General features: G+C 69.7%; 15 protein-coding genes and 1 tRNA gene. 6 read left to right on the top strand and 10 right to left on the bottom strand.

Translation table 11 applies throughout. The features are described 5' to 3' along the window. The first annotated feature begins 6 nt into the window (after positions 1–6). Positions 7–903 (top strand): AAA family ATPase, encoded by an 897-nt coding sequence (locus tag AB0E94_RS14180; protein ID WP_360326176.1) that lies wholly within the window; start codon positions 7–9, stop codon positions 901–903. Position 904: 1 nt separating this feature from the next. Beyond that, positions 905–1,522, top strand: coding sequence for an RNA ligase family protein (locus AB0E94_RS14175; RefSeq protein ID WP_360326175.1), 618 nt, complete (start codon positions 905–907; stop codon positions 1,520–1,522). On the opposite strand, the gene AB0E94_RS14170 is transcribed toward AB0E94_RS14175, so the two are convergent. The 5 genes from AB0E94_RS14170 to AB0E94_RS14150 form a co-directional block, all read right to left on the bottom strand. After that, positions 1,506–2,666: a nitric oxide synthase oxygenase gene (locus AB0E94_RS14170; protein ID WP_360326174.1), complete on the bottom strand. Its 1,161-nt coding sequence runs from the start codon at positions 2,664–2,666 to the stop codon at positions 1,506–1,508. The genes AB0E94_RS14175 and AB0E94_RS14170 overlap by 17 nt on opposite strands. Positions 2,667–2,800: 134 nt before the next feature. Next, complete coding sequence (gene rho / locus AB0E94_RS14165) at positions 2,801–4,798, bottom strand: transcription termination factor Rho (protein WP_360326173.1); 1,998 nt, start codon at positions 4,796–4,798, stop codon at positions 2,801–2,803. A 295-nt stretch (positions 4,799–5,093) separates the two neighbouring features. Then, complete coding sequence (gene thrB / locus AB0E94_RS14160) at positions 5,094–6,038, bottom strand: homoserine kinase (protein ID WP_360326171.1); 945 nt, start codon at positions 6,036–6,038, stop codon at positions 5,094–5,096. A gap of 20 nt (positions 6,039–6,058) precedes the next feature. Then, positions 6,059–7,315 (bottom strand): MFS transporter, encoded by a 1,257-nt coding sequence (locus tag AB0E94_RS14155; RefSeq protein WP_360326169.1) that lies wholly within the window; start codon positions 7,313–7,315, stop codon positions 6,059–6,061. 61 nt (positions 7,316–7,376) lie between these two features. After that, the gene (locus AB0E94_RS14150) at positions 7,377–10,637 is read right to left on the bottom strand and encodes an efflux RND transporter permease subunit (RefSeq protein WP_360326167.1); all 3,261 of its coding nucleotides are present in this window, start codon (positions 10,635–10,637) and stop codon (positions 7,377–7,379) included. 152 nt (positions 10,638–10,789) lie between these two features. On the opposite strand from AB0E94_RS14150, the gene AB0E94_RS14145 reads away from it, so the two are divergent. Beyond that, positions 10,790–11,260, top strand: coding sequence for a MarR family transcriptional regulator (locus AB0E94_RS14145; RefSeq protein WP_360326166.1), 471 nt, complete (start codon positions 10,790–10,792; stop codon positions 11,258–11,260). On the opposite strand, the gene thrC is transcribed toward AB0E94_RS14145, so the two are convergent. From thrC to argS, 5 genes are all read right to left on the bottom strand, one after another. Further along, positions 11,257–12,306, bottom strand: a complete 1,050-nt coding sequence (gene thrC, locus AB0E94_RS14140) for a threonine synthase (protein ID WP_360326165.1) — start codon at positions 12,304–12,306, stop codon at positions 11,257–11,259. The genes AB0E94_RS14145 and thrC overlap by 4 nt on opposite strands. A gap of 68 nt (positions 12,307–12,374) precedes the next feature. After that, a complete protein-coding gene (locus AB0E94_RS14135) occupies positions 12,375–12,743 on the bottom strand; it encodes a VOC family protein (protein WP_360326163.1) in 369 nt (122 codons plus the stop codon). Further along, on the bottom strand, positions 12,740–14,047 hold the full coding sequence (locus AB0E94_RS14130; protein WP_360326162.1) for a homoserine dehydrogenase: 1,308 nt from the start codon (positions 14,045–14,047) through the stop codon (positions 12,740–12,742). Before AB0E94_RS14130 ends, AB0E94_RS14135 begins: the two co-directional genes overlap by 4 nt. Further along, on the bottom strand, positions 14,044–15,429 hold the full coding sequence (lysA, locus tag AB0E94_RS14125; protein ID WP_360326160.1) for a diaminopimelate decarboxylase: 1,386 nt from the start codon (positions 15,427–15,429) through the stop codon (positions 14,044–14,046). Before lysA ends, AB0E94_RS14130 begins: the two co-directional genes overlap by 4 nt. 3 nt (positions 15,430–15,432) lie before the next feature. Next, positions 15,433–17,094: an arginine--tRNA ligase gene (gene argS, locus AB0E94_RS14120; RefSeq protein WP_360326158.1), complete on the bottom strand. Its 1,662-nt coding sequence runs from the start codon at positions 17,092–17,094 to the stop codon at positions 15,433–15,435. 86 nt (positions 17,095–17,180) lie between these two features. On the opposite strand from argS, the gene AB0E94_RS14115 reads away from it, so the two are divergent. The 3 genes from AB0E94_RS14115 to AB0E94_RS14105 all read left to right on the top strand — a co-directional run bounded on the left by AB0E94_RS14115 (position 17,181) and on the right by AB0E94_RS14105 (position 18,800). Beyond that, positions 17,181–17,978 carry a DUF3105 domain-containing protein gene (locus tag AB0E94_RS14115; RefSeq protein ID WP_360326157.1) on the top strand — a complete coding sequence of 266 codons (798 nt, stop codon included), beginning with the start codon at positions 17,181–17,183 and terminating at the stop codon, positions 17,976–17,978. 3 nt (positions 17,979–17,981) lie between these two features. Next, positions 17,982–18,623 (top strand): DUF305 domain-containing protein, encoded by a 642-nt coding sequence (locus AB0E94_RS14110; protein ID WP_360326155.1) that lies wholly within the window; start codon positions 17,982–17,984, stop codon positions 18,621–18,623. A gap of 105 nt (positions 18,624–18,728) precedes the next feature. Further along, positions 18,729–18,800, top strand: a tRNA-Arg gene (locus AB0E94_RS14105). Positions 18,801–19,699 lie beyond the last annotated feature (899 nt).

The raw sequence follows: 19,699 nt of genomic DNA, 5'->3' as shown, positions 1-19,699 counted from the left end.
CCCCCGATGACACGACTTCTGATCACCCGGGGCCTGCCGGCCTCCGGCAAGACCACGTTCGCTCGCAAGCTCCAGCCGGACGTGGTCCGGGTCAACCGCGACGACCTGCGCCGGATGCTGCACGGCCGGCGGCTCGCCACGCAGCACGCCGAGGCGCAGATCACCCAGGCGCAGCGGGCCGCCGTCGAGGCGCTGCTGCGTGCGCGCGGCAGCGTCATCGTCGACGACACCAATCTGCGGGCCAAGACGGTCCGCGAGTGGGCCGAGATGGCGGCGCGGCACAACGCGTCGTTCGAGGTGCACGACTTCACCGACGTGCCGGTCGACGAGTGCGTGCGGCGCGACGCCGACCGGCCCGAGGACGAGCAGGTGGGCGAGGAGCCGATCCGCCGCATGCACCAGCGGTACCTGGCCGGGAAGAACCTGCCGCTGCCGATCCCGTTCGCCGATCCGGGCGGGTCGGGTGTGATCTACCGGCCCGACCCGGATCTGCCGAAGGCGGTGCTGGTGGACATCGACGGGACGGTCGCGCTGATGAGTGGCCGGAGCCCGTACGACTGGGGGCGGGTCGGTGAGGACGAGCCGAATCCGGCGGTGATCACCGCGGTCCGGGCGATGCACGCGGCCGGCCACGCGATCGTCTTCTGCTCCGGGCGTGACGCGGTGTGCCGCCCGGAGACGGAGGCCTGGCTCGACCTGTTCGTCGGGGTGCCGTACGAGGCGCTGTTCATGCGGCCGGAAGGCGACAGCCGCAAGGACTCGATCGTCAAGCGGGAGATCTTCGACCAGGAGGTCAGGGATCGCTGGCTGATCGTGGGGGTGTTCGACGACCGTCAACAGGTGGTACGTATGTGGCGGCAGCTCGGCCTGACCGTCTTCCAGGTGGCGGAGGGGGATTTCTAGGGTGAAGTACCCGCGGACGTTCCATCTGCCCGGCTCGCCGGGAGCGACCGCCGACGACCGGATTCAGCACGATCTGTCCTGGCTGGACGGCGAGCTCGTGGTGACCGAGAAGATGGACGGCGGGAACCTCACCTTCACCCGCGACACCATGTTCGCCCGCTCACTGGACTCCGGCACCCAGCCCTGGGACCGGCCGGCCAAGGCGCTGTGGGCGATGACGGCGTACCGGATTCCCGACGAGTGGCGGGTCTGCGGCGAGTCCATGTGGGCCCGCCGCAGCGTCGCCTACCACGACCTCCCCGGCGTCTTCCTGGTCTTCGGCATCTGGGACGAGACGAACACCCTGCTCGGCTGGGACGACACGGTGGACTGGGCACGCCGCCTGGAACTGCCGGTCGTCCCGGTCCTCTACCGCGGCGGCAGCCTCTCCGAGGCGCGCGCCGCGTGGGCCGCCCAACGAGACAGCGAGACCTCCGAGGGGTACGTGGTACGCGCGGCCGGCCGCATCCCGGCCGCCGAGTTCGACCGCAAGCTCCTCAAGTGGGTGCGGCCGGACCATGTCCGTACCGAGGCGTCCTGGCGGCACCGCGACGACTTCGCGATCAACGAGTTCGCCTAGGACAGCCCCGCGCCAGCTCCGCCGCCTCGGCGTCCAGGTAGAAGGCCGGGCGCTGGTCGAACTCGTCGTAGTAGCGGTGGAAGACCGGGGTGATGCCGCCGGAGATCGGCGGGACGATCCAGCTCCAGTCGGCGGGCACCCGGCGGCCGGCCTTCTCCTCGTTACGCAGGTGCGCGATGAAGCGCTGTGACTCGGTGTGGTGGTCGCTCATCTTGACGCCGGCCCGTTCGAAGCTGTGCAGGACCGCCCGGTTCAGCTCGACCAGCGCCCGGTCCCGCCAGAGCGTCGACTCCCGGCTGGTGTCCAGTCCCATCCGGGCGGCCACCAGCGGCAGCAGGTCGTAGCGGTCGGCGTCGGCGAAGTTGCGGGCGCCGATCTCGGAGCCCAGGTACCAGCCGTTGAACGGGGCCAGCGGATAGTGCACACCGCCGATGGTGAGGCGCATGTTGGCGATCGCCGGCACCGCGTGCCAGCGCAGGCCCAGCTCAGCGAACCAGCCGAACTCGGGATGGCTGAGCGGCACCTCACGGATCGCTCGCTCCGGCAGCTCGTAGACCCGCACCCCCTCGACAGGCGTCTCGATGACCAGCGGCAACACGTCGAACGCCTCCTCCTTGCCCTGCCAGCCGAAGCCGCGTACCGCCGCGGTGAAGTCGATCTGCCGCGGGTCGCCGACCGCGCTGCCGTCCTCGGTGCGATATCCGGCGTACCGGATCAGCTGCTCGTTCCACACCCGGGCGTGTGGCTGGCCGGGCTGGGCCGGGGCGAAGACACTGATCACCGGGCGGATCTGCCCGTCGCCGGCGGTGTGCAGGTGCTGCACCAGCAGCGAGTAGATCTCGTCGGCGGTCCGGGCCCGCCGCCGGTCCAGGACCATCAGGCTGCGCCAGTAGAGCCGTCCGATGCACCGGCTCGCGTTGCGCCAGGCCATCTTCGCGCCGTGGGTCAGCTCGTCCGTGGTGTGCACATAGGTGCCGGTCGCGGCGATCTGCGCGCGGACGATGGCGAGCCGGGGTTCGACCGGGCCGAGCCGTGGGTTCTCGACGTAGCAGCGGCGCAGGAAGTCCTCGGCCTCGCCGGGGTCCACAGGTGAGCCCGGATCCCATGGCTCGGCGGGACAGTCCCGGTAGCCGGGCACGATCATCGGGCGCCTCCGGATGCGTCGAGCGACGGGGATACCGGAGGTTCGCACAGCCGGGTATGGGCCGAATCAGACAGGCTGTGCGACAAAAACGACGCAGCCCACCCGATTGGGTGGGCTGCGTCGTTTTTATTCGTTTATTCGCCAGGCGTGGACTTGGCGATCTGCATCAGGAACTCGATGTTGGTCCGGGTCTGCTTGAGCCGGTCCATCAGCAGGTCCAGGGCAGCGCCGGACTCCAGCGAGCTGAGCACCTTGCGGAGCTTGTGGATGATCGCCAGCTCCTCCTTGCCCAGAAGGATCTCTTCCTTACGGGTGCTGGAAGCGGACACGTCCACGGCCGGGAAGATCCGCTTGTCCGCGATCTTGCGGTCGAGCTTGAGCTCGGCGTTACCCGTGCCCTTGAACTCCTCGAAGATCACCGTGTCCATCATCGACCCGGTCTCCACCAGCGCGGTCGCGAGAATGGTGAGCGAGCCACCGTTCTCGATGTTGCGCGCCGCGCCGAGGAACCGCTTCGGCGGGTAGAGCGCGGTCGAATCGATACCACCCGACATGATGCGGCCGGAAGCCGGCGCCGCCAGGTTGTATGACCGGCCGAGACGGGTCACCGAGTCGAGCAGCACGACCACGTCGTGGCCCAGCTCGACCAGCCGCTTGGCCCGCTCGATGGCGAGCTCGGCGACCGTGGTGTGGTCCTGCGGCGGACGGTCGAACGTGGCCGCGATGACCTCGCCCTTCACCGTGCGCTGCATGTCGGTGACCTCTTCGGGCCGCTCGTCCACGAGCACGACCATCAGGTGGCACTCGGGGTTGTTGCGGGTGATCGCGTTGGCCAGGGCCTGCAGGACCATCGTCTTACCGGCCTTCGGCGGGGAGACGATGAGCGCGCGCTGGCCCTTACCGATCGGCATCACCAGGTCGATGATGCGGGTGGTGAGGATGTGCGGCTCGGTCTCCAGCCGCAGGCGCTCCTGCGGGTAGAGCGGGGTGAGCTTGTAGAACTCGGGACGACGGCGGGCCTCGTCCGGCTCCATCCCGTTGATGGTGTCGAGACGGACCAGCGGGTTGTACTTGTCCCGCCGCTGTCCGTCGTTGCCACCGTCACGCGGGGTGGACCGCACGGCGCCGGTCACCGCGTCACCGCGGCGCAGACCGTACTTCTTGACCTGCGACATCGAGACGTAGACGTCGTTCGGGCCGGAGAGGTAACCGGTGGTCCGCACGAACGCGTAGTTGTCCAGCACGTCCAGGATGCCGGCGACCGGGACGAGCACCTCGTCCTCGGACACGTGCGGCTCCCGGCCCTCACGCTGGCCGCTGCTGCGCTCCTCGCGCGGGTTGTCGTCACGGTCACGGCCGCGGCGACGGTCCCGGAAACGGCTGCGCCGGCTCCGGCGGCCGCCGTCGCCGTCGTCGTCTCCGTCGTCGTGACCCTGTCCGTCACGCGGGCCACGGTCGTTACCGCGGTCGTCGCGCTGCTGATTGTCCCGCTGCTGATTGTCCCGCTGCTGATTGTCCCGCTGACCGTCGCGCTGCTGGTTGTCGCGCTGACCGTCACGCTGGTTGCGCTGCCGGTCCCGGTTGCGCTCGGGACGCTCGCCCCGGTCGGGACGCTCGGCCCGCTCCGGGCGCTCGGTGGGCTCGGCGGCGGGCGCGGGCGCCTCAGCCGCCACGACGGCGGCGGGAGCCTCGGCTGCCGGAGCGGCCGCGGTCTCCGTCTGACGCGGAGCGCTTTCCCGGGGGCCACGCTCGCGGCGGCTCCGGGACGGGCGCTCGGCCGGAGCGGACTCGGCCGGAGCGGCTGCGGTCTGCGGAGTCTCGACCGGAGCGGCCTGGACAGGGGCCGGTGCGACGGCGTCGGAGCCGTTGGTGCGCGGGCGCGGAGCCTTCTCGGCGGCCGCGGCGGCGGGGGCGCCGCCACTCTGGCGCTCGGTGATCGCGGCGATCAGCTCGCCCTTGCGCATCCGGGCGGTGCCGGAGATGCCGAGGGAGGCGGCGAGGCTCTGCAACTCGGGCAGCAGCATGGCGGACAGCCCGGTGCCGCCCCGGCGGCGCTTCGTAGCGGTCGCGGTGGTGCCTGCGCCGTCAGCGACGTCAGAAACACCCGACGTCACGTCGGTGGTGTCGCTCAATGGATTCCTTCCGTCGGAAAAAGCCCGAGTCCACCCGGAACTTCAGCCTTGGGCCGGGTGCCCTCGGAACCCGCTTCGCAACAGCGGCGCGGGAGTTCGTGCAGCACGGCAGCTCGACGGTATCCCTGCCCGTCGACTGTCGGCGGGTAGGTCTCGGCGAGTGCAGCGATCCATGGATGCTGCCCGGCGTTTGCCTTGATGAGAGTTGAGAAAGGCCAGAAGGCCCAGAAATCTCGGGGGTGCGCCGAACCGCAGAGATCGCTTGCTTCGCGGCTGTGCTAGGTCTTGAGCGTAGTCAACTCGTGCGACCTGCGGCAACAGGACCCCGCTCGGCGTGTTCCACCATACCCCCTTTCACACGAGCACCGGCGTCATCCACGCCCAGCACTTCGCTGTGCCAGTGCGCACCGGGTGCGAAATCGCCCGGGACCTCGGTCAACGCCAGCACCGAGGGGCCGGCGCCGCTGATCACGGCGGCCACCCCGGCCGAACGCAACGCCGCCACCAGAGCCGCCGCGGCCGGCATCCCCGGAGCGCGGTAGTCCTGGTGCAGACGATCCTCGGTGGCCGGGAACAGCAGCGACGGATCGCTGGTGAGAGCGTGCGTGAGCAGCGCGGCCCGCCCGGCGTTGAACGCGGCGTCGTGATGCGGCACCTCGGCCGGCAGCGCGGCCCGGGCCAACGCCGTGAAGCCCAGCTCGGCGGGAACGAAAACCGTCGGGCGCACACCCCCGGCCGGCGTCAGCTTAACCGCCCGCGCCCCGCCCGGCTCCGTCCAGGCCACCGTGAAGCCGCCGAGCAGGCACGGAGCGACGTTGTCGGGGTGGCCCTCGATGCGGGCCGCGATGCGCAGGGCGGCCGCGTCGTCGATCAGCTCGAGGCCGCCGGCGATCAGGCCACGGGCCAGCTGCACACCGCCGACGATCGCCGCCGACGAACTGCCCATGCCGCGCGCCTGCGGGATCCGGTTGACGCACTCGACGGCCAGGCCGGGCGGGCGCACCCCCACCTCGTCGAAGGTCGTCAGCATCGCCCGGACCACCAGATGATCCTCACCGGTCGGCAGCTCACCGGCGCCCTCGCCGAGCACCGTCACGGTGAAGCCGCCGTCGGTCACCCGCGCCGACAGATCGTCGTAGCGGGTCAGCGCCAGGCCGAGGGAGTCGAAGCCGGGGCCCAGATTGGCGCTGGTCGCCGGCGTGCTGACGGAGACCGGCCCGGTGACGAAGGTCAAACCCATCGTCACATGCTAGGGCGTGATCATTTCGGGGGAAGCTCCCCGGTACCGGTAATCCCGAATGTCGGCTCGGCCGAGGGCCGGAGCCGACGGGTCGCGATCCGCCAGCCGATCGCGTAGGTGAGGGTGATCGACGCGCAACCCGCGATGATCCAGCGGGGCTCGACCCGGTCGATGGCCGCGCCCGCGACCAACTGGCTCACCGCGATGGCGAGCGTCGCCAGCATCATGTCGGTGGCGAAGACCCGGCCGCGCAGCGCGTCCGGCACCTCACCCTGCAAGGCGTAGTTGGACAGCACCCAGTTGCTGCCGCCGGCGAAGTGCGCGACGAAGACCAGAGCGGCCACCAGCGGGAACCACTGGGTGAAGGCGGCGCCCAGGTAGCCGACGCCGTACAGGCCCATCGACAGGGCCAAGCCGGGCAGCAGCCAGGACGGGCGGTTCAGCACCGGGCGCATCACCAGCGGGCCGACCAGCGCGCCCGCACCGCGCAGGGCGAACAGCAGCCCGGCGCCCAGCGCGCCGGCCCCGTGGGCCGCCGCGATCAGCGGGAACACGGTCAGCACCCCGTTCCCGAGCCCGACCGCGGACTTCACCGTCACCAGAGCGCGCAGCCGCGGGCGGGCGCCGATGTAGCGCAGCGACTCCATCAGCGCGGTCAGAGCACGGACCGGCTCGCCGCCACCGCTGCGCGGCGCCTGCATCGGCCGTCGGATCAGGGTGGTGAGAAGGCTTCCGGTGAGCAGGCAGACGGCCGTCACGGCAAAGCAGACGTACGGGCTGAAAGCGCTGCTCACAACTCCACCGAGGGACGCGCCCACCACCGTCATGGTGCCCCAGGCGGAGCCGGCGACGGTGTTCGCGGCGGCCAGGTCCTCCGGGTCCACCAGGTTCGGCAGCGCGGCCGACGCGGCGGGTGAGTAGAACGCCTTGGACACCGCGATCGCCCCGACCGCGACGAGCGCCAGCGGGGCGGTGGCCGCGGACCGGACCGTGAACAGCAGCAGCACCGACAGGAAGGCCGCGGCGTTCGAGACGATCAGGATCTTCCGGCGGTCCACCCGGTCGGCGACCGTGCCCGTCCACGGAAGCAGCAGCGCCAGGATCCCGGTGTCCACGGCCAGCACCATCGCACCGAGCGTGCCGCCGCCGGTCAGCTCCGGAAGCAGCACGAGCAGCGGGACCATGACGAACCAGTCAGCGCCGAAGACCACCAGCTCGGCCGCGAACAGGCGGCGGAAGTCACGATTGCGGGTAAGGACCGAGAAGGCTGCTGGCACGTACCTGACCATATAGTCGATGCCCGGTCCCACCGGGGACCGGGCATCGATTCGGTACCGCTTACTCAGCCGGTTTGGCCGGTTTGCGCGGCATCTTCAGCACTTCGAACTGATCGGTGAAGCCCCGCAGCGCGCCCCGGGACTCGGACCGGGCCTCGTGGGCCCCGCCGCTGGAGTCCGGCGCCATCCCGGCCGGGACCAGGTCGTCGGCCGGCTCGTCGGCGGCGTGCTTCGGGCCGCCCGCCGCGCCGTGCTTGCGCAGCCGCCTGGCCTGGCGCTTGGCCCGGCTCTTCTCCTTGCGGTTCTCCACCAGGGTGTAGAGCGTCGGCACCAGCACCAGCGTGAGCAGCGTCGAGCTGACCAGACCGCCGATCACCACGATGGCCAGCGGCTGCGAGATGAAGCCGCCCTCGCCGGTGAGCCCCAGCGCCATCGGGATCAGGGCGAAGATGGTCGCGATCGCGGTCATCAGGATCGGCCGCAGCCGGTGCCGGCCGCCCTCGATCACGGCCTCCTTCACCCCGTACCCCTGGGCCCGGTAATGGTTGATCAGGTCCATCAGCACGATGGCGTTGGTCACCACGATGCCGACCAGCATCAGGACACCGATCAGAGCCGGTACGCCGAGCGGGGTGCCGGTGATCAGCAGCAGGCCGATCGCGCCGGTCGCCGCGAACGGGATCGACACCAGCAGGATCACCGGCTGGAGCACGCTGTGGAAGGTTGCGACCATGATGATGAAGACGATCGCGATCGCGGCCAGCACGGCCAGGCCGAGCTGCTCGAACGCCTCCGCCTGGTCGGCGCCGACACCGGCGATGGTGATCTCCGCGCCGGGCGCCGTCTGCAGGGCGTCCAGGGCCTTGGTGAGGTCGGCGTTGACCTGGCTCAGGTCGGAGCCGACGACCGCGCCGGTGACGCTGGCGGTGCGGTTGCCGTCGTTCCGGGTGATCGTGGGCGGCCCGCCGACCTCCTTGACGTCGGCGACCTGGTCCAGCGGCACGATGCCGCGCGGGGTGGTCAGTGGCAGGGCCCGCAGCGCGGCCGGGTCGGCCGGCGCCGAGCCGAACGAGATCACCACGTCCTCGCTGTTGCCGTCGACGCTGATCTGGCCGGCCGGGACGCTGCGGAACATGCCGGCCACGGTCTGGCCGATCTGCGCCTCGGTGAGCCCGGCGGCCGCGGCGGCCTTGCGGTCCACCTCGACCTCGAGCCGCGGCACGCTGGTCACCAGGGTGGTGTCCACGTCGGTGACCCCGGCGACCCCGGCCATCGCGGCCCGGACCTGCTCGGTGGTGGCGGCGAGCACGTCGTTGTCGGCCGCCGAGACCTGCACCGAGAGCTGGCTGCTGCCCAGCCCCGAGCTCTCCTGGCCGATCTTGATCTCGCCCTTGTCGGTGAGCTGGGCGAACTGCTCCTTCAACGCGGCGGAGACCTCCTCGGCGTCGGCGTCCTCCTTCAGCGCCACGTTGTAGTTGGCGGTGCCGGAGCCGCCGCCACCGGCGAACGGGTTGGCCGAGTTGCCACCGACGTTGACCTGGTAGGTCTCGATCTCGGCGCGAGCCGCGAGGACGCCCTCGACCTTCTTGGCCGCCTCGTTGGTGGCCGCCAGGCTGGTGCCGGGCGGCATCTCCTGGGTGATGGTCAGGCTGTCCTGCCCCGACTCGTCGAGGAAGTTGGTCTCCAGGCGGGTGGCGAGCCCGAACGTCCCGAACAGCACCGCGATGCCGATCAGCACGGTGGTCCAGCGCCAGGTGGTGGCGAACCGGATCACCGGCAGGTAGCCGCGCTGGAGCGGGCTGCGCAGTTCCTTCTCCTCGGCGGCCCTGCGGACGGCCTCGTTGTCGGCGCCCGCGGGCGGCGGCTTGAGGAACCAGTACGCCAGCACCGGCACGATGGTCAGCGACACGAACAGCGAGGCCAGCAGCGCCACCGTCACGGTGATCGCGAAGGACGAGAAGATCTGCCCGACCAGACCGCCGACCAGGGCGATCGGGGCGAAGACGGCGACCGTGGTGAGCGTGGACGCGACCACCGCGCCGGCCACCTCCTTCACCGCGCCGGTGATGGCCTGCACCTTCTCCTCGCCGTACTCGAGATGGCGCTTGATGTTCTCCAGCACCACGATCGAGTCGTCCACCACCCGGCCGACCGCGATCGTCAGCGCGCCGAGGGTGAGCAGGTTGAGGGTGTAGTCACCGATCCACAGGGCGATCAGCGCGACCAGCACCGACAGCGGGATGGAGACCGCGGTGACCAGGGTGGAACGGACGCTGAGCAGGAAGACCAGGATGACCACGACCGCCATCGCGAGGCCGAGCAGGCCCTCGGTGGTCAGGCTCTCGATGGACCTCTCCACATACGGCGCCTGGTCGGTGATCACCGTGAGCGTGGCGCCGGAGTTCTTCTGGAGCTCGTCGAGCAGGTCCCGGACCTCGTGCGAGATGGAGACCGGGTTGCCGTCGGGCCGGGCGGTGACCGCGATGCCGAGGCTGTCCACCCCGTCGGTGCGCGTGTAGGAATCGGGGGCCGGCAGCTTGCTCTCCACCGCGGCCACGTCACCGAGGCGGACCGGGCCGCGGGAGCCGGTGAGGAAGACGTCCTTGAGCTGGTCGACCGAGGTGAGCGGGGTGCCGACCTGCACGGTCAGCGACTTGTCGTCCTGGGTGACCGCGCCGGCCGGGATGGAGACGCCGTTGGCCTGGAGCACCGTGGTCAGCGACGACGGGTTGACGCCGGCCCCACCCATCTTCACCAGGTCGGGGGTGATCACCACCTGCTTGGCACGGGCCCCGGTGACCTGGGTGTCGCGGACGCCCTCGATCCCGTTGAGCTCCGGCACCACGGTCTCGTTGAGCCGGCGGAGCAGGTCGGCCTCGTCGGAACCGCCTGATGCGGCGAGCACGATCGCCGGGATGTCGTCGGTGCCGCCGGCGAAGACCTGCGGGTCGACGTTCTCCGGGAGCTGCGCCTGGATCCGGTTGATCGAGGTGGTGACCTGGTTGACGGCGGACTCGATGTCCGTGCCGAACTCGAACATCACCACGACGCTTGACGCGTTCTCGCGGGAGGTCGACGTCACCGTGTCGATGCCGTCGATGCCTTTGACCGCGTCCTCGATCGGCTTCGTCACCTGCTCCTCGACCGTTTCCGGCGAGGCTCCGGGCAACACCGCGCTGACGAACGCGGCGGGCAGCTCGATCGAGGGGAAGAGCTGCTGCTTGAGTGACGGGATCGCATAGAGCCCGAAGCCGCTGATCACCAGTGCGATCAGGGCGACGAGACCTCGGTTGGCAAGGCTGAGCCGTGTCAGAGCTGACATTGGCGCTCCCCCGAGATTGGTTCGGTCGATACTGATAGTTTGCATGACGCGAACAAATGGTTTTTCACCGGGCCCCCTGGTACCGTCCAGAAACAGGAACGTCACAAAAGGAGCGGGCGCTGGGCCAGAAAGAGAAGCTCATCGCGGACATCATGGGTTCGTCGATCCAGCTCGAGCACCTGTTCGCCGACGACCGGTCGGACCCGCTCTTCTCGTCACATCTGACGATGTCGCAGCTCAAGATCATGCTGTTGCTGTCCCGGCACGGCACGCTCGCCGGCGGTGAGCTGGCCCGGATGCTCGGTGTCGGCGCCGCGGCGCTCAGTGGCATGGTCGACCGCCTCGTCGTGCAGGACCTGATCACACGCACGGAGGACGTGAACGATCGGCGGGTTCGCCGGATCGGACTCACGAAGGCGGGCACCGAGGTCATCGATGGCATCATCACGGCAGGGGTGGCGAAGCAGCGCGAACTCCTCAGCCGGCTCTCAGCGGAGGAGCTGACTATCGTGGCCCAGGCCATGGAGTTGCTGGTCCGCGAAGCGGGATGCCAGGCAGCCGAAGAGGCCGCAGCCAGTCTGTCAGACCACGCTGCGGCCGATCCCGGAACCGGGGAAAACTAGGCCAGGTCGAGGGCCTTCGCGGCGAGCAGCGCGTCGTTCGCGATCACGGTCGGCGACGGGGCGGTCGAGATGGCCCACTCCGGGTCCTTCAGGCCGTGCCCGGTCACCGTGCAGACCACCCGCGAGCCGGCCGGGATCTTCCCCGCCTCGGCCTGCTGGAGCAGACCCGCCACGCTGGCCGCGCTGCCCAGCTCGACGAAGACGCCCACCTCACGGGCCAGCAGGCGGTACGCGTTCAGGATGTCCCGGTCGGTGACCGCCGAGATCAGGCCGCCCGACGCGTCCCGTGCGTCCAGCGCCTTGGTCCAGCTCGCCGGGTTGCCGATCCGGATCGCGGTGGCGATCGTCGACGGCTGCTCGACCACCGCGCCGTTCACGATCGGGGCCGCGCCGGAGGCCTGGAAGCCGTACATCTTCGGCAGCTTCGAGCTGTTCCCGGCCGCCTTGTCCTCCTGGTAGCCCATCCAGTAGGCGGAGATGTTGCCGGCGTTGCCGACCGGCAGGCAGTGGATGTCCGGCGCGTCGCCGAGCGCCTCGACGATCTCGAAGGACGCCGTCTTCTGCCCGTGCAGGCGGAAGATGTTCACCGAGTTGACCAGCGCCACCGGGTAGTCCTGGGACAGCTTCGAGGCCAGCGCCAGGCAGTCGTCGAAGTTGCCGTCGACCTGGAGCAGGCGGGCCCCGTGCACCAGGGCCTGGGCCAGCTTGCCGAGCGCGATCTTGCCCTGCGGCACGAGCACCGCGCAGGTGATGCCGGCCCGGGCCGCGTAGGCCGCCGCGGACGCGCTGGTGTTGCCGGTGGACGCGCAGATGATCGCCTTGGCGCCCTCCTCGACCGCCTTGGAGACGGCCATCGTCATGCCCCGGTCCTTGAAGGAGCCGGTCGGGTTGGCGCCCTCCACCTTCAGGTAAACGTCCGCACCGACCCGCTGGGACAGCACCGGCGCGGGCACCAGCGGCGTGTTGCCCTCGTGCAACGAGACCACCGGCGTGGCTTCGGAGACCGGCAACCGGTCCCGGTACGCCTCGATCAAACCCCGCCACATGGCGGTACTCCTCACTCGCATGTCAATCTTCGGGATTTGCAGGCCATTATTCAGGACGGTGGCAGCATTTATTCAGGGCTGTGGCACACGGCCTCGACGTTGTTCCCGTCCGGATCGCGGACGAAGACGCCGTAGTAGTGCTCGTGGTACTCCGGGTGCAGGCGGGGTTCGTGCAGCACCTCGGCCCCGGCCGCGACGGCGGCCCGGTGGAACTCGTCGACCGCGGCGCGGTCAGCGGCGGCGAACGCGATGTGGGCCTCGACGAACCCCTCACCCTCGTTCAGCTCACCGATCCAGAAATCGGCGTGGTCCGTGCCGTACCCGATGGCGACCTTGAAGTCCATCAACCGGGCGCCGCCCAGCGGCGCCAGCACCGCGTCGTAGAACGCGGCACTCGCCGCCAGGTCACGGCACTGGAAACCCACGTGATCGATCACTGGCCCGCGCCTCCCTCGACACGCAGCACGCTCGCGATCGACCGGACGATGTCCAGACTCGACAGCTCCTCGACGGTGGCGGCGAGCGCCGCGTCCGGAGCGCTGTGCGTGACGATGACCAGTTTCGCGTCGTCCTCCCGGCCGGACTGCCGGACCGTCGCGATCGACACCTCGTGCCGTGCGAAGACACCGGCCACGGTGGCCAGCACACCCGGTTTCTCGGCCACGTCGAGGCTGATGTGGTAGCGGGTCATCGACTCGCCGATCGGGCGGACCGTCAGCTCGGCGTAGTTGCTCTCGCTCGGCGCACGGGTGCCGGTCAGCTTGTTGCGGGAGGCCGCGACGATGTCGCCGAGCACCGCGCTCGCGGTCGGCCGGCCACCGGCGCCCCGGCCGTAGAACATCAGCGGGCCGGCTGCCTCGGTCTCGACGAACACCGCGTTGAAGGCGTCACCGACACTCGCCAGCGGGTGACTCAGCGGGATCATCGCCGGGTGCACGCGGACACTCACCGAATCCGCGGTCCGCTGGGCGATGCAGAGCAGCTTGATCGTGCAGCCCATCTCCCTGGCGCTGGCCATGTCGCCGGCGGTCACCCCGGTCATGCCCTCACGGAACACGTCGGCCGCGGTCACCCGGGTGTGGAACGCCAGCGAGGCGAGGATGGCGGCCTTCGCGGCGGCGTCGAAGCCCTCCACGTCGGCGGTGGGGTCGGCTTCCGCGTACCCCAGCTCGGTCGCCTCTTCCAAGGCCTCGTTGAAGCCCGCGCCGGTCGACGCCATCGAGGAGAGGATGAAGTTGGTCGTGCCGTTCACGATGCCGGTGACCGCGGTCACGCGGTCGCCGTGCAGCGACTCGCGCAGCGGGCGCAGCAGCGGGATCGCGCCGGCCACCGACGCCTCGTAGTAGAGATCGGCCCCGCCCTCGGTGGCGGCGTCGTGCAGGGCGCCGCCGTCCTCGGCGAGCAGCGCCTTGTTCGCTGTGATCACGCTCTTGCCGGCCCGCAGCGCCTCGGTCAGCCAGGTCCGCGCCGGCTCGATGCCGCCGACGACCTCGATCACCACGTCCACGTCGTCGCGCTTGACCAGGCCCAGCGCGTCGGTGGTGAACAGCGACGGGTCGACCGGCAGGTCACCGCGCTCCCGGCCGGCACGCCGCACCGCGATGCCGACGAGCTCCAGGGGGGCGCCGATCCGGGCCGTCAGGTCGTCGGCCTGTTCGTGGAGCAGCCGAACCACTTCAGTACCGACGACACCGCAGCCGAGCAGAGCCAGACGGATCGGCGATTTCGAGACGGGGCTCATCCCACATCCAATGCAAGCAGGTCGTCCTCGGTCTCCCGGCGCACGATGACGCGGGCGGCGCCGTCACGAACCGCCACCACAGGCGGCCGAGGAACGTGGTTGTAGTTGCTGGCCATGCTCCGGCAATACGCGCCGGTCCCGGGAACCGCAATAAGATCTCCGGGCTGCACGTCGCTGGGCAGGAATTCATCCTTCACGACAATGTCCCCGGACTCACAATGTTTTCCCACAACGCGGGCGAGCAGCGGCTCGGCCGTGCTGCGCCGGTTGGCCATCGTCGCCGAGTAGGACGCGTCGTAGAGGGCGGTACGGATGTTGTCGCTCATCCCCCCGTCCACACTCACGTAGGTGCGGATGCCGTCGACGTCCTTGACCGTCCCCACCTCGTACAGGGTGAAGACCGCCGGGCCGACGATCGCCCGCCCCGGCTCGATCGACAGGTGCGGCTTACGCAGCGAGGCCAGCTCGCACTCGGACTCGACGATCTTGTTGATCCGCTTGGCCAGATCACCAGGCGTCGACGGGTCGTCCTGCGTGGTGTACGCGATACCGAACCCGCCACCCAGGTCCAGTTCCGGCAGCTCCACCCCGCGCGCGTCCCGGATCTGCGCCTGGAGCTCCAGGATTCGCCGGGCGGCCACCTCGAACCCGCTGGTGTCGAAGATCTGCGAGCCGATGTGCGAGTGCAGCCCGCGCAGGTCGAGCACGCCCTCGTCGAGGATCTGCGCCGCCGCCGCGAACGCCGCCCCGCCGGCCAGCGAGAACCCGAACTTCTGGTCCTCGTGCGCGGTCGCGATGAACTCGTGGGTGTGAGCCTCGACACCCACCGTGACGCGGAGCAGCACGCCGGGCCGCTTGTTGTAGGTTTTCGCCAATTCCGTCAAACGGGCGATCTCGTGGAACGAGTCCACGATGATCCGGCCCACCCCGGCCTCCAGCGCCCGGCGCAGCTCGGACACCGACTTGTTGTTGCCGTGGAAACCGATCCGCTCGGGCGGAAAACCGGCCGCCAGAGCCACCGCCAGCTCGCCACCGGAGCAGACGTCGAGGAAGAGCCCCTCCTCGTCGATCACCCGGACCACGGCCTTGCAGATGAACGACTTGCCGGCGTAGTAGACGTCCGCCTCGGCGAAGGCCGCCTTGAAATCGCGGCAGCGGGCCCGCAGGTCCTCCTCGTCGAGCAGGTAGGCCGGCGTGCCGTAGTCCGCCGCCAGATCGGCGACGCTCACGCCGCCGATTTCCAGACCCCCGGCGTCCGACCTGGTCACGGTCCGCGGCCAGAGCTGCGGCACCAGGGCGTTCACATCCTCGGGGGTACGCAGCCAGGCCGGCCCGCGACTGCCGAGATCACCGTGCAGGGCCCCGGCCTCGTGTGCGCGCATGCCTTACATCCTCTCCGGCGCGGAGACCCCGAGGAGGTCCAAACCGTTGGCCAGCACCGTTCGGGTGGCCTCGACCAGCCAGAGCCGTGACTGGGCGAACTCGGACACCGGCTCGTCACCCTTCGGCAGCACCTGGCAGGCGTCGTAGAAGCGGTGGTAGTCGGTGGCCACCCGCTCCTCCAGGTAGACCGCGATCCGGTGCGGCTCACGCAGCTCGGCGGCGGTGGCCACCACACCCGGGAAATCGCCCAGGGTCTTCAGCAGGTTGCGCTCCCGCTCGTGGGAGAGCAGCGCCGGATCGTACTCCTCGCCGCGGTTGACCTTCTTCTCCTCGGCGTTGCGCAGCAACGAGCAGATCCGGGCATGTGCGTACTGCACGTAGAAGACCGGGTTGTCGCTGGTGTTCTTGGTGATCTCCTCGATGTCCAGCGTCAGCGTGGAGTCGGTGGACGACCGGGCCAGCGAGTAGCGGGCGGCGTCCGGCCCGACCGCGTCGACCAGCTCGTCCAGCGTGATGATGTTGCCGGCCCGCTTCGACAGCCGCACCGGCTGGCCGCCGCGGACCAGGTTGACCAGCTGGCCGATCAGGATCTCGATGTTCTTCTTCGGGTCGTCCCCGGCACACGCCGCGATCGCCTTCAGCCGGCCGATGTAGCCGTGGTGATCGGCGCCGAGCAGGTAGATGCAGCGGTCGAACCCGCGCTCCCGCTTGTTGATGTAATACGCCGCGTCCGCCGCGAAGTAGGTCTTCTCACCGTTCGACCGGATCAGCACCCGGTCCTTGTCATCGGTGAAGTCGGTGGTCCGCAGCCAGATCGCGCCGCCGTCCTCGAAGATGTGGCCCTGCTTGCGCAGCTCCTCGATGGCGTGCTCGACCGCGCCGCCGCCGTGCAGCGTCTGCTCCGAGAACCAGACGTCGAAGTGCACGCCGAAGCGCTCCAGGCTCTCCCGGATCTCCTTCAGCATCAGCTCGTAACCACGGGCCAGGAAGATCGGCAGCGCCTGCTCGGCGGGCTGCCCGATCAGGCCCGGGTCGGCGTCGGTGATCTCCTTGGCGATCTCGGTGATGTAGTCGCCGACATAGCCGTCCTCGGGCGTCGGCTCGCCGTTGGCCGCCGCGAACAGCGACCTGGCGAACCGGTCCACCTGCGCGCCCGCGTCGTTGATGTAGTACTCACTGGTCACCTCGGCGCCGGCGGCGGTCAGCACCCGGCGCAGCGAGTCGCCGACCGCGGCCCAGCGGGTGTGTCCCAGGTGGATCGGGCCGGTCGGGTTCGCCGAGACGAACTCCAGATTCACCTTTTCCCCAGAAAGGGCATCATTGCGGCCGTACGCTGAGCCGGCCCCGACCACAAGCCCGGCGATCGCGCCGATCGAGGCGGTGTCCAGGCGGATGTTGAGGAAGCCGGGCCCGGCGATCTCCACCGCCCCGATCCCGTCCCGGCGGCCGAGCTCCTCGGCGAGCGCCGTGGCCAGCTCACGCGGTGCGACCCCCGCCTTCTTGGCCACCTGCATGGCAAGGTTGGAGGCGTAGTCGCCGTGCTCGGGGTTGCGCGGCCGCTCCACCGTCGTCGCGGCGGGCAGCAGCGCGACGTCGAGTCCGCGCGTCTCGAATACGGCACGAGCGGCTGAGAGAACGGTGTCAGCAAGGTTGGCGGGAGTCACTCAGCCATGCTATCGGGGGTAGACTTCGGCGTTCGGCGGCCACCCGAGCCCCGCCCCTTCCCGTTTTGACGAATCGACGAGGCACGATGAGCATGAGCACCCCGGGGCCCGAACGGGTCCCGTCCACCGTCAAGGTCGGCAAGACCACCGGTCAGGGCAAGCCCCCCACCGGCGGCTCCGGCGCCAACAAGCCCGGCGGGACCCGCCCCACCGGCAAGGGCGGCGGTAAGGGCGGCAAGGGTCGCAAGCCGGTCACGCCGGTCAAGGTCGCCGGCGGACGCAACTGGGGCCCGATCGCCGTCGCCGGCCTCGTGGTGGTCATCGCGGTGGGCATCATCGGCTGGGGCGTCTACGCCTCGGTGAAGACCGACAAGCAGAACGCCGTGCCGTGGGAGGAGCGGGCCAACGCCATCGCCGGCCTGGTCAACTACCGCGAGTCGAACCCCGACCTGGTCAAGGGCAGCCAGCACAAGAGCGGCACCCTCACCTACGAGCAGTCCCCGCCGGTCGCCGGTGAGCACAACCCGACCTGGGAGAACTGCAACGGCGTCGTCTACACCGAGCAGATCCCCAACGAGCACGCGGTGCACAGCCTCGAGCACGGCACCGTGTGGCTCGCCTACCGCCCGGACCTGCCGGCCGACCAGGTCGCCACGCTCGCCGCCAAGGTCGAGGGCAAAGAGAAGGCCATGATGAGCCCGTTCCCCGGTCTCACCAACGCCGTCTCCCTCCAGGCCTGGGGCTACCAGCTCAAGGTCGACACGGTGGACGACCCGCGGATCGACGAGTTCATCAAGGCGCTGCGGGTCAACGCCTCGATCGAGGGCCCGACCGCGCTCTGCGACCGCGGCGTCTCCGTCACCGGCGCCACCCCGCAAGGCTGATCCGTGCCCGACCCCGTCGCCGCGGACGACCCCGCTCCCACGCCGTCCCGGTTCAGCTACTGGATTCCGGTGGCGCTGGTGGTGGGGCTCGTCCTCGGCGTCGCCATCGGCTTCCTGGTGCCCCGCGGTGACGCTCTGCCCGCCGACGATTCCGCCGAGGCCGGCTTCGCCCGCGACATGACGACCCACCACACGCAGGCGGTCGAGATGGGGCTCATTGCGTACGCGCAGGCCTCCGACCCCGAAGTGCGGACCATGGGTGTCGACATCGCCCTAAACCAGCAGGGCCAGATCGGCATGATGCAGGCCTGGCTCCGCGAGTGGAACCTCCAGCCCACAGGCGACCAGCCCGCCATGGCCTGGATGCCGGACGGCGCGGACAGCGTGGTCAACGGCCTGATGCCAGGCATGGCCACCCCCGAGGAGATGACGAAGCTCCGCGAGTCGAAAGGCATCGAGGGCGACCGCCTCTTCCTCCAGATGATGATCAAGCACCACCTGGGCGGCGTGCACATGGCCCAGGAGGTCGTCGGAGTCTCCAAGGACGAAGAGGTCGTCGAAGCCGCACAGCTGACCATCAACAGCCAGCAGCGCGAGATGACCGACATGAAAGCCCTTCAGGAGAAGCTCGGCGCAGCCTCCTGACCAGCAGCAATCGACGGGCCGCCGGGGCTTTCCGGCGGCCCGTCCGTTTTCGGCGATACCGGTTGGCCGGGGCGCAGGAGGCCCTGCTAGGCTCATCATCACTGAGCCCCCGTAGCTCAGGGGATAGAGCGTCGCCCTCCGGAGGCGAAAGCGCAGGTTCGAATCCTGCCGGGGGCACGATCGACGGGTGATCCCTGTCCGCGGGAAGCGCGGACCTGGGTCGCTCGTTTTCATTTCTCCTGGGGGCCCGAGGCCCCAGACCCCGCGTTACGAATTCTCGCGGTGGCTGCCTCAGTCTCGCCACGCGACCGCACGCGGCCACGGTCTCAGCACCACCACGGACCACACGCGACCACGGTCTCAGCACCACCACACGAGCACACGCGACCACGACCTCAGCACCACGCAAGCAGACACGGCCACGGTCTCAGCACCACCACGGACCACACGCGACCACGACCTCAGCACCACGCAAGCAGAAACGGCCACGGTCTCAGCACCACCACGCGAGCACACGCGGCCACGGCCTCGGCACCGCCACGGACCCACACCCGACCACGTGTCTCAGCACCATCACGCGAGCACGCACGGCCACGACCTCAGCACCACCACGCAAGCAGACACGGCCACGGTCTCAGCACCAACACGTGAGCACACGCGGCCATGGTCTCAGCGCCACCACGCGAGTACACGTGGTGGGTCCCGGATGGTTGGCTGCATCCGTGCTATTCGATTTTGGGATGGCTGTCTTGGACGGTCGCGGTCGGTCTCGCCTGCGTGACTGCTGCACGTCAGGCTCGCTTGAATCGGGGTAAAGCACTCGAAGGCTGACAGCCCGTTCTCGATCTTGTTGAGTTCGGGCACACCTGTCTCGCGCTCGAGTCTCGCCGTTTGTGAAGCGACATTGCAGGTCAGGGCCGCGGCCGAAGTGAATCTTGCATTCGCCCTGGTCAGCGTCATCCCCAACGAACTCCGCAAGATCACCGCGAGGCAAGATCACCGCGAGGTCTCATGACCTTGGGTGGCCGTTCCGGAGGCGGTGCCGGGAGCGGGCCGCCGAGGGCGGGTCCGCCAGT

Source organism: Actinoplanes sp. NPDC026670, from assembly GCF_040638175.1.
Classification (GTDB): Bacteria; Actinomycetota; Actinomycetes; order Mycobacteriales; family Micromonosporaceae; genus Actinoplanes.
Note: the sequence above shows the minus strand (reverse complement) of the source record. Positions and strands in the feature narration are given on the sequence as shown.